We start from the raw sequence: 11,081 nt of genomic DNA on the forward strand, positions 1-11,081 counted from the left end.
CCGCGCACCTCATGGATCCGCAAGCCGTACTGGCTCGAGACCCGCGTCGCATCGAGCGGCAGCACCCGCATTCCGGGTTCGCACGTCTCGCTTCCCGACGGCCGGCACGTGTGGGAAGTGCAGGCCGACGTCGTCACCGACGTGCCCGCTCTGGTCACCGCCGCGGCGTCGCAGGTGCTTTCGGATGTGACGCTCGCCGCGGCTATCCCGCATGCCGACGTTCCCGCCGAGGGAACCGTCACGACCACGCTCACTCCGCACCCCGGTGGGGCGTCCCTCCAGGTGCACGCCAAGACGGGGCCGTCGTTCACCCTCCTGTTCGACGCCACCGTCGCCTCGGGTGAGGCGCTGCCCGAACCTGTTGTGGCCGTGCCCGTTCCAGCCGCCGATTCGGTGGAGGAGCTGCCGGAGGTCGTCGAGGACATCGGCAACAAGTGGGATCCCCACGGATCGCAGACGCTCGACGAACGTCTTGCGCTGATCGTCGCGGAGTCCATGGGCTACGCCCCCGAGGACCTTCCCGCCGAGATCCCGCTCATCGAGCTCGGTCTCGATTCGCTCATGGCCGTCCGGATCAAGAACCGGGTCGAGTACGAATTCGACATCCCGCAGCTGCAACTGCAGGCCGTCAAGGATGCCAACCTGATGGAGGTGGCCAAGTACCTGCGCTACGCGGTCGAGAACCGCGAAGAGGTGCAGGCCCTGGCCGATCAGCAGAAGGCGGAGAAGGCGGCAGCGGAGGCCGCAGAGGCGAGCGAGGACACGCTGGCCGCCGCGCTCGATCGCGAGGACACGTCGGTAGAAGCGGAGGCCGAGGCCATTCTGGAGGCGGCCGCTGCTCCCGCGCCCACCGCGCTGGACAGCAAGGAGGCGTTCGCGGATGCGGCAGGCTCCGATGTGCCGCCGCGAGATGCCGCCGAGCGTCTGACGTTCGCGACGTGGGCAGTGATCACCGGCGAATCCGCCAAGGGCATCTTCAACACGCTGCCGATCCTCACGGACGAGAAGGCCGAAGCCCTCGCCGCGCGGCTGTCCGAGCGGGCCGGCGGTGAGATCACGTTCGACGACGTTCTCGACGCCACGACCGTCGAGGAACTCGCCAACGTGGTGCGCGGATTCCTCGAGGACTCCGGCAAGATCGACGGTCTGGTGCGCACCCTGCGTCCCCGTCCCGAAGGTTCCACTGTCGTACCGGTTTTCGTGTTCCACCCGGCCGGCGGCTCCACCGTCGTGTACGAGCCGCTGCTCAAGCGTCTGCCCGCGGGCACGCCGATGTACGGGTTCGAACGCACCGAGGGTCCGATCGCGAAGCGCGCCGCAGAGTACCTTCCGCTCATCAAGGAGATCCAGGGTCAGGGTCCGTACGTGCTGTACGGATGGTCGCTCGGTGGTGTCCTTGCGTACGCGGTGGCGAAACTGCTCCGTGACGAGGGCGCCGACGTCCGGATCGTCGGACTCGTCGACACGGTCATGGCCGGCGAGAACATCCCCGACACCCCGGACGAAATCCGTAAGCGCTGGCAGCGGTACGCGGCCTTCGCGAAGAAGACGTACAACGTGGACTACCCGCTTCCCTACGACAAGCTGGCAGCGGCGAAGACCGACGAGGAGCAGGTGAAGATCCTCACCGAACTCCTCAAACTCAGCGGAACCAAGATCCCCGGCGGCATCATCGAGCACCAGCGCACGTCGTGGCTCGACAACCGGGCCATCCAGACGGCCGAACTCGAACGATACGACGGCGACGTCGTGCTGTACCTGGCCGACCGCTACCACGACGATGTAATGCAGCTCGAGCCGGCGTTCAAGACGCGCAAACCCGACGGAGGCTGGGGTGACGCCGTGAAGAACCTCGAAATCATTCACGTCGGCGGCGATCATCTGCAGATCGTGGACGAGCCGTATATCGCGAAGGTCGGAGCCGACCTCACCAAGAAGCTGGCGGCCATCGAGGCCACCGGAACCGGAGCACAGTAGTGACGACGACCGCGGAGAAGCTGGCCGAACTGCGTGAGAAGCTGCAGAAGGCGGAGGAGCCTGGTTCTCCGAAGGCCCTTGCCAAGCGCGCCGAAAAAGGCCTCCCGTCGCCGCGTGACCGCATCGACATGCTGCTCGATCCCGGAAGTTTCGTCGAGGTAGGCAAGCTCGCGAAGATGCCCGGCGATCCGAACAACCCGTACGGCGACGGTGTCGTCACCGGGCACGGGACCGTCGACGGCCGTCCCGTTGCGGTGTTCTCCCATGACCAGACGGTCTTCGGCGGAGCAGCCGGTGAGATGTTCGGCCGCAAGGTGGCGGGCATCATGGAGTTCGCGGCCAAGATCGGTTGCCCCTGTGTCGGTATCAACGAATCCGCCGGCGCGCGGGTGCAGGATGCCGTGATGTCACTCGCCTGGTACGCGGAGTTGGGTCGCCGGCAGGAACCGCTGTCCGGGATGTGCCCACAGATCTCGGTGATCCTCGGCAAGTGCGCCGGTGGTGCCGTGTACGCGCCGGTCAACACCGATGTCGTGGTCGCTACCGAAGAGTCGTACATGTTCGTCACCGGACCGGACGTCATCAAATCCGTCACCGGTGAGGATGTGAGCCTCGACGAACTCGGCGGCGCCCGCAAGCAGGCCGAATACGGCAACATCAACCATGTGGCGCCGGACGAGAAAGCCGCGTTCCAATGGGTGCGGGAGTACCTCAGCTTCCTGCCGTCGAGCTGCCAGGAGAAGCCCCCCGTCGTCAATCCCGGTCTGGAGCCGGAGACCACCGCGACGGACCTCGAGCTCGATGCGTTCATGCCCGACGCCGACAACGCCGGCTACGACATGCATGACATCCTGCTGCGCATCTTCGACGACGGCACATTCCACGAGATCGGTGCACAGGTCGCGTCCAATGTCATCACCGGCTTCTCCCGTGTGGACGGACGGTCGGTGGGTGTGGTCGCCAACCAGCCGCTGTACCTGTCGGGCGCACTCGACGCAGCCAGTTCGGACAAGGCAGCACATTTCGTCCGCATGTGTGACGCCTACGAGATCCCGCTGGTGTTCGTCGTCGATACGCCCGGCTTCCTTCCCGGTGTGGAGCAGGAGAAAATCGGCGTTATCAAGCGTGGTGGCCGTTTCCTGTTCTCCTACGTGGAGGCAACCGTCCCCAAGGTGACCGTGGTGGTGCGCAAAGCGTACGGCGGCGGCTACGCGGTGATGGGCTGCAAGCAGCTCGGCGCCGACGTCAACTTCGCTTGGCCCACAGCACGTATCGCGGTGATGGGCGCCGAAGGTGCCGTCAACATCATCGGCCGTCGTCAGATCGAAGCGGCCGGTGACAACGCGCCCGCAGTGCGCGCGCAGCTGATCAACTTCTACAACGAGCACGTCGCGACGCCCTACATCGCTGCGGAGCGTGGCTACATCGATGCCGTCATCGAACCGTCGCAGACCCGTCTCGAGATCCGCAAGGCGCTGACATTACTGCGCGACAAGCACACCCCACGCAACCCGCGTAAGCATCCCCTTCTGCCGATCTAACCGCCGCCCTCCCGCGCGTGCCGCCCGTCGTGCCCCGCGCGTGTCGCCCAATGTCACACCGGTGCAGTCTGATTGAACCGATGCGACATTGGACGCGGGGGTGTGCGGGATTCACGCCGACCGACGGCGTTCGGTGTGGACGAAGACCGCCGGCCGGGGACGCGACGCCGCCAGTTCGTGCGCTGCCCGGAGGTCTGCGAGTACCGTCGCCGGCGCGTGTTGGATCTGTTTCGGCAGGTGAGTGACCACGATGATCCCAGCTCTCTGCATGCGTGCCCGTCGAATCACCGTGGCCTCGTGTAACTCCGGTGAGAAGTGGTACTTCAGCGAGTCGATCTCCCATGCCATGGCCACGTCGTCGAGCCATCCATCGGGTCGGGCAATCCACTCGCCGGTGGCCCCGAGCAGGTCCACGTTGTGGTGCATCTGCGGTAGACCACTGGTGGCGTACAGCTTCTGCGCATGCACTTCGGCGACGGAATGCGCGTCCTCGCTCAGTTCGCGAAGTACCGCACGAGGTAGGCGACTCCCGCGATCGCTGCCCTCGGCGAGTTCGTGGACGAGTTCGCCGACCGTCACGTCACCGCGCTGAATGCCGCTGGTGAGCAGCGCGCGACAGCTGTCGGGCTGTGCGGTACGCCGTGCCGCGTCCAGAAGGCTCCGCACCGGCGGCGCGAGACGCAACAGGCCCTTGTGTACGGGTTCGGGCATCCGCCATGTCCGTTCGACCTTCACGTACGACCATTCCCGGCGGTGCCGGGTGGACGGAACGAGCAGGAGAACATCGTTTCTCGACGCCGACTGCGGATAGCCGAGAGTGGCCAGCGCTGCGTGACCCGACAGCACTGCGTCGGGTCCGCCGTACTCGAGCGCCGCGATGTTGCGTTGCAGAGTCGTCGGCGGACCGTTGTGCAGCAGAATCACTCCGGGCAGGATCCGCTGCCACGGACCGCCTTCGCTGCACCGGGACGAGATCGTTCCTTTTGCGACACCCAGTTGTTCCAGGGTGGCTCCCCGAATCACACCGTCCCGGCTGAGTGCGGCAATAGCGGAGAGATCATCGGCCCAGTTTCCACGTCGCATGGCGCGAGCATGCCGTCTTCTCGGGGAGGATGCGCGCATCATCCCAGGTCGGAAATTGGCCTGTGGATAGACCATTGGTTGTGGATAAGTCCGCCCTGCCGCCGGACTCCGCCACCGCTACCCGTGCGCTGCCGCCACCCTGCGCCCTGCACCCAATGTGACATTCGTTCAATCAGACTGAACCACTGTGACATTGGGCGGGGAGGCGGGGAGAGGGGGCGTCGGGGCGGGTCAGTACACCCGCAGGGTGCCGGGGGACCACATGCCGGAGCGGGTGGCGGTGCCGGTATCTACGGTGGCGGGGGTGGCGTCGGGGTGGTAGCGGTCGAAGCGTTCGAGGGAGCCCCAGTCGCGTCCCCAGTCGTCGCGCATGTAGGTGGGGATGGAGGTGGCGCCGGCGAGGAGTCCGGTGAAGCCGAGGGGGCCGCCGTTTTCTGCGGACTGCCAGGTGTCGGTGGAGCTGACCGCGAGGGGACGGTCGGGGAGGATGCGGTAGTTCGGCATCTCGGCCACCCCGTACCGGTGGTCGAACGGCCGCTGGCACGGGAACTGAAGCCCGACAGCCCAGTCCAGCAGTACCGGCTGGGTGCTGCCGATCGTGGAGTTGAGGGTCTCGAGATTCGGGACGCGTGGTGGGGTGAACGCGAGCCACTGGTCGCCGGTGAGGTTCGGGTCGTTGGCGACGAGCCGTACGGCGTCGGCGTCGGGTGAGAGTTCATTGATCGGGACGCGAAGGTTGCGCCACGACGGGGCCGGTCCGATGTCCTTGGGCAGGTAGGTGCCCTGGACGGCGACGGTGCCGTCGGCTTGGCGTTTGCCGTATTCGAGGACCAGGGACTGCCCGTAGGTGGTGGTTCCGGTGGAGGAGTCGACCGACCAGATGCGTCCGGCCGCCGACATGACGATGAGTGGGGCTTCGTCACTGCGTTCGGGAAGCGCGTACCAGCTGGAGATGAGTGTGGCCGGTTCCTGGACGCCTTCCTGGTAGCTGCCCATGACGGGCGTGCGGCTGGGGTCGAGTCCGAAGGGCAGTTTGGCGTTGCTGCCGTTGATGCCGACGCGCCCGGTGCCACCGCTGGTTCCGGCGCTGGATCCGGTTTCGAAGCTGGGCCCGACGCTTTGATTGTCGGTGTTGCCCATTCCTTGTTTGACCTCGACGAAATCGGCCGTGAGGTCGTCCGGAACGCCGTTGGGGGAGAATCCGTCGGGGCCGGCCCCGCCCAGCGGGTCGGCCGGGTTGGCGAGGGGTACAGCCGGATCGGATATGGGCGTGAGGTTTCCGGCGTTGGTGTCGCCTTCGACGAGGACGTCCTCGGCGAGGCCGCAGGTTTGGCCGCCGAGAGCGCTGACGTTGGAGCGGGCCAGCGAGTACGCGGGGTACTGGGACACCGCACCCTTCGCGAGTGAGAGGACCTCGAACAGCACCATGGCGCCGGCGACGACGGTGAGGGGTGCGGCGGCGAATTTTCTGATCCGTCTGCCCTTTTCGGTGTTCGGTCGCGCGGGTGGCGGTGCGAACCCTTCGCGCATGTATTGCCAGGCCGCGACGGCGACGGCGAGACCGAACAGGACGAGGAAGAGGGTGTTGGATTCGCGTCCGCCGATCGAGACCGTCTTGTCGAACCACGGCACCCCGAAGCTCGAGACGTACCAGTAGCCGTTGATCCCGGCGAAGGTGAGGGCCAGCATGAGCAGCAGCCCGGCGAGGAAGACGGTGCGGTTGCGCCGTGACCGCAGCGCGGAGGCCGACACCGCGACGGCGGTGAGTGCGGCCAGTGATCCTGCGATGCCCGCGTATGCCCCGAAGTGGTGGGTCCACTTGGTGGGGTTGAACATCATGAAGAAGATCGTTCCGAACACGACGCCGAGCAGGCGCCACGACGGTCCGGTGGCGGCACCCGGGATGCGACGACGCCGCAGCAGCACGAACAGCGTCGTGAAGAGGCACAGGATCATCGTGAGGAACGCGAACCGGCGAGCGACGGAACCGTCGACGGTGGGGACGAACAGGTAGTAGTACCGCAGGAAGTCCTTGTACCATTCGAGGTTCGGACCGATGAGGGTGCGCACGCGGGTGGCTTCGAGTACGGCGGCGAGGGTCTGGTCCGAGAACACGACCACGAGGACGACGGTTCCGGCGGCCGCGATCGGTGCCAGCAACGGCAGCGTACCCACCTGGCGGTGGCGTTTGACGACGATGCGTACGAGCGGCCGGGCACCGGCGAGCAGTGCGGCTATACACATCAGTCCGGTGGGTGCCGCTGCCAGGGTGAAGGCGCCGATGAGTACTGCCGTGGCGGCGGGGAGGAGGCGTCCGGTGGCGATGGCGCGTTCGATGGAGCACCAGGTGAGGAGGGCGCCGAGGGCGACGATCGGTTCGGGACGCAGACCGTTGTTGTACGGCAACCAGAACGCGAGGAATACGAGGCCGCCGGTCCACAGCGCGACCTTGTTGCGACGCACGGAGCGGCCGAGTCGTGGCGCCACCTCGCGGCTGATCACCATCCAGCAGAGAATGCCGGCGATCAGCGCGGGCAGGCGCATGAACGGGCTTGCCGTCGAAATCTTGGCCATGGCTGCGAGGACGTCGTAATACCAGCCGAACGGCGCTTCGGGCACACCGAACCAGCGGAAGTAGTTGGCCATGTACCCGGCGTGGTCGGAGACCCGTGCCATTGTGAGCAGGTATCCGTCGTCGGCGGTATTGGCGCCGATGAAGTGCCAGAGCACCAGCGTGCCCACTACGACCGTGTCGAGTCCGGTGAACTTCCACCAATGCGACGGCAGGAAGTTGCGGTGCCCACGTCCGTCGGTGCCGTCGAGCCTGCCGAGTGCGACCAGCGAGATGGCCGTGGCGAGAAGCGCCACGATCATGGCGACGAGCTTGATCAGGGTGGGACTGGACGAGAACCGGGACTCCACGTCCATCGTGAAGGACAGTCCGGCGGGGGCTGCGCCCTCGGGCAGGTCGCTGAACACGCCCACCACCTGCGGACGCAGATCACCGGTGAGCTGTCCGGCCACGGGGTCCCCGGCGACGGTGGTGAGGCCGACGAACTCGGCGGACGTCTTGTCGATGTCCGAGACGATGCGGATCTCCGAGCAGGCAGCCGACTCCACCTGTGCACGCGGTGCCGTGGCGACGGTGACATTGCGGTCGAGCACATCGACGGAACTGTCCGACACCCGCACGAACATTGCGTTCAGGGCTGCGCCTTCACCCTGCGCGGGTGCGGTGGCCAGCAGAATCCCGCCCGCCGCCGGCAGTTCGGCCACGGCCGAGCAGGGGATGGTGGCCGCGAGTTCGACGGGTACCTGCGCCATCAGGGGCGCCTCGAGGTTGCCGACGACGCCGTTCTCCGGCCAGTTGACCGCCGCGGTGGTCTGCTCCACGGGCATGAACGGCGTGGCCACTGCCAGCACCAGGCCGATCAGGCCGGTGACGATCGCGACCAGACGAGCGGTGTGGTACTCACGCCGCCGGTCCTGTCGGGCAGGCGGCGTTGCGGCTTCTGGTTCGGAGATGGAGGCTGTCACGACGTCGGGCACGGTAGACGATGGTATGTCAGGAACCTGTGAAGGCGAACCCGCACCTGCCGGAGGAAAGACCTTCCTATCGATAGCGAACGGGGCCGGGGGACCACGTGCCGGACGTGGTCACCTGTTCTGTGTCGACCCGTGCGGTCTCTGCGGACGGGTCGCGCGGCGTGTAGCGCTCGAGTGATCCCCAGTCGCGATCCCAGTCGTTCGACAGGTAGGTGGACAGGGTGCTCGCGGACAGTAACTGCTCGGTCCAGCCCAGCGGGCCACCACCGAATCCGTCCTGCCAGGCGTTGGTGGATTCGGCGCCGATGCGGTCGGGCAGCACGCGCCACTGCGGGACTTCGGCGACGCCGTGGCGATGGTCGAACGGACGCTGGCAGGGGAACGCGAGCCCCACCGCCCAGTCGAGCAGAACGGGGTCGGTGGATCCGACCACGGTCTGCAGCGTGTCCATCGCCGGAACGCGGGGCGGGGTGACGGCGAGCCACTGGTCGGGGTCGGTGCCGGGATCGTCGGCGACGAGCCGGACGGCCTGGGCCTCGGCGGGGATCTGATCGAGCGGAATCCGCAGGTTGCGCCACGACGGGGACGGTCCGATGTCGATCGGGACGATGGCGCCGAGTGTGGTGACCGTGCCGTCGGCGCCGGTCGTTCCGTACTCCACGGTGAGACTCTGACCGGGGGTGACCACGCCGTCCGCGTCGACCGATCGGATGCGTCCGGCCGCCGAGATCGTGAGGATCGGGGCGTCGTCGGTCCGTTCCGGAAGCCCGTACCAGCCGGTGACGAGCGAGGCCGGCGCCTGTTCCCCGGTCCGGTAGCTGCCGAGCACGGGGGTGCGGGCGGGGTCGAGGCCGAAGGGGAGGGTGACGGTGCTGCCGTTGACACCGGCGGACGCCTCGGTGCCGCCGCCCGTGCCGGAACTGGTGCCGGACGTCGTCTCGCCGGTCTCGGTGTCGACGGTGTTGGCTCCTCCGGTCGCGATCTTCTCGGTGTCGGCGGTGAGGTCGCGGGCGATGCCGTTGGCGGTGAAGCCCTCGGCGGTGGTGGCCCCGAATGCCCCCGGACCCATCGGGTCCGTGACGGGGGTGGACAGGGGCAGCAGCGCGGCGGTGGGGTCGGTTTCCACCAGCACCTCGTCGGCGAGGCCACAGGTGCCGCCGGTCAGCGACTCGATGTTTCCCTTGGTGATGGAGTAGCCGGGATACTGCGCCACCGCGCCCTTGAGCAGAGACAGCACCTCGAACAGCACGACGGCTCCGGCGGCGAGGGTGAGCGGTGAAGGGGCGAGCATCCGGGCGCGCTTGCCGCCCCGGCCGGCGTCCTTCTCGTACGGTTCGCGCACGTGGTACCAGGCGGCGAGCAAGAGTGCCAGCACGGTGAGCCCCAGGAAGAGCGTGGAAAGGCCCTTGCCGGCGATCATCGGCGGCTTGTCCCACCAGGGGACGCCGTAGCTCGAGACGTACCACCAGCCGTTGGAACCGGTGAATGCCACGGCGAGAATGAACAGGACTCCGGCCGCGAAGAGGGTTCGGTTGCGTTTGGAGCGGATACTCGACGCCCCGACCCCGACTGCGGCGAGCACTGCCACCGAACCGGCCAGGCCGGCGTACACGCCGAAGTGGTGTGTCCATTTGGTCGGGGTGAACATCATCAGCAGCAGGGACGCGAACACGATGCCGAGGATGCGGCGCGACGGACCGATCGCGGTGCCGGGCACCTTCCCCTTGCGGAGGATCAGCATCACGCACACCACGAGGCACAGCAGCATCACGAAGATGCCGAAGCGCCGAGCGAGGGAGCCGTCCGGTGAGATTCCCAGAAGGGCGTCCCAGCGGATGCGTTCGTCGAACCACGCGACATTGGGGCCGACGGCGGTGCGGACGCGCGTCGATTCGAGGACCGTCGCGAGCGTCTGATCTGCGAAGACGGCGACAAGTACGACTGTGCCTGCCGCGAGGACCGGCAGTATCTGAGAGGCGAATCCCACCCGGTGACCCCGGGTGATCACGATGTGCAGAATGGGCCGGGCTCCGGCGACCAGTGCGGCGATACAGATCAGGCCTGACGGCCCAGCTGCAAGGGAGAAGGCGGCGATGAGCACCGCGATCGCGGCCGGAAGGAGACGTCCGGTGGCGATGGCGCGTTCGATGGAACACCAGGTGAGCAGGGCGCCGAGCGCGATGACGGGTTCGGGACGCAGACCGTTGTCATATGGCAGCCAGAAGGCGAGGAAGACGAGTCCGCCGGTCCACAGGGCGGTTCTGTTGCGACGCACCGCGACCCCGAGCCGGGGGATGACTTCCCGGCTGATCACCATCCAGCACATCAGACCGGCGAGCAGGGCGGGCAACCGCATCCACATGCTGGCCGTGCTCACCTTGACGAGCGCGGCGAGCAGTTCGTAGGACCACCCGAACGGGGCCTCGGGGACACCGAACCAGCGGAAGTAGTTGGCCATGTAGCCGGAATGCTCCGAGACCCGGGCCATGCCGAGCAGATAGCCGTCGTCGGAGGTGTTGGCGCCGATCACGTGCCATAGCAGGAGCGTCCCGATCACGACGGAGTCGACGGCCGTGAACTTCCACCACCGTGCGGGCAGGAAACGCCGGGCGCGGCGTCCGTCGATGCCGTCCACCCGGTGCAGTGCGTACAGCGACGACAATGTCGCGAGCACGCAGAGGATCATCGCCAGCAGCTTGAGCAGCGTGGGACTGGACGAGAAGCGGGAGTCGAGGTCGACGTTCACGGCGAGGTCGGCGAGGGCGGTGCCCTCCAGATTGCCCGGGGCCGCGCCCTGCAGATCGGTGAAGAGGCCGACCATCTGCGGGCGGACGTCACCGGGAACGGCGCCGGTGATCGATTCGGCCGTCCCGGTGATCTCGGCGGACGTGCTCTGATAATCCGAGGTGATGGTGAGGGCGTCGCAACCCTGCA

At 67.1% G+C, this 11,081-nt stretch carries 5 protein-coding genes; 2 read left to right on the forward strand and 3 right to left on the reverse strand.

Annotated features, from left to right (window positions below; genetic code table 11):
* Positions 1–1,977 (forward strand): thioesterase domain-containing protein (locus WAW17_RS27305; protein WP_422335991.1); only part of this gene is annotated, 1,977 nt, incomplete at its 5' end.
* Positions 1,977–3,518, forward strand: coding sequence for an acyl-CoA carboxylase subunit beta (locus WAW17_RS27310; protein WP_422335992.1), 1,542 nt, complete (start codon positions 1,977–1,979; stop codon positions 3,516–3,518). The genes WAW17_RS27305 and WAW17_RS27310, both read left to right, overlap by 1 nt.
* A gap of 111 nt (positions 3,519–3,629) precedes the next feature.
* Here the strand turns inward: WAW17_RS27310 and WAW17_RS27315 are convergent, their stop codons facing one another.
* The 3 genes from WAW17_RS27315 to WAW17_RS27325 all read right to left on the reverse strand — a co-directional run.
* Complete coding sequence (locus WAW17_RS27315; protein ID WP_422335993.1) at positions 3,630–4,601, reverse strand: hypothetical protein; 972 nt, start codon at positions 4,599–4,601, stop codon at positions 3,630–3,632.
* Between the two features lie 231 nt (positions 4,602–4,832).
* Entirely contained in the window at positions 4,833–8,150 is a 3,318-nt protein-coding gene (locus WAW17_RS27320; RefSeq protein ID WP_422335994.1) for an arabinosyltransferase domain-containing protein, read from the reverse strand.
* 64 nt (positions 8,151–8,214) lie between these two features.
* The coding region (locus tag WAW17_RS27325; protein ID WP_422335995.1) for an arabinosyltransferase domain-containing protein at positions 8,215–11,081 on the reverse strand (2,867 nt) is incomplete at its 5' end.

The sequence above is a fragment of the Rhodococcus sp. (in: high G+C Gram-positive bacteria) genome (genome assembly GCF_049286785.1).
GTDB lineage: Bacteria > Actinomycetota > Actinomycetes > Mycobacteriales > Mycobacteriaceae > Rhodococcus_F.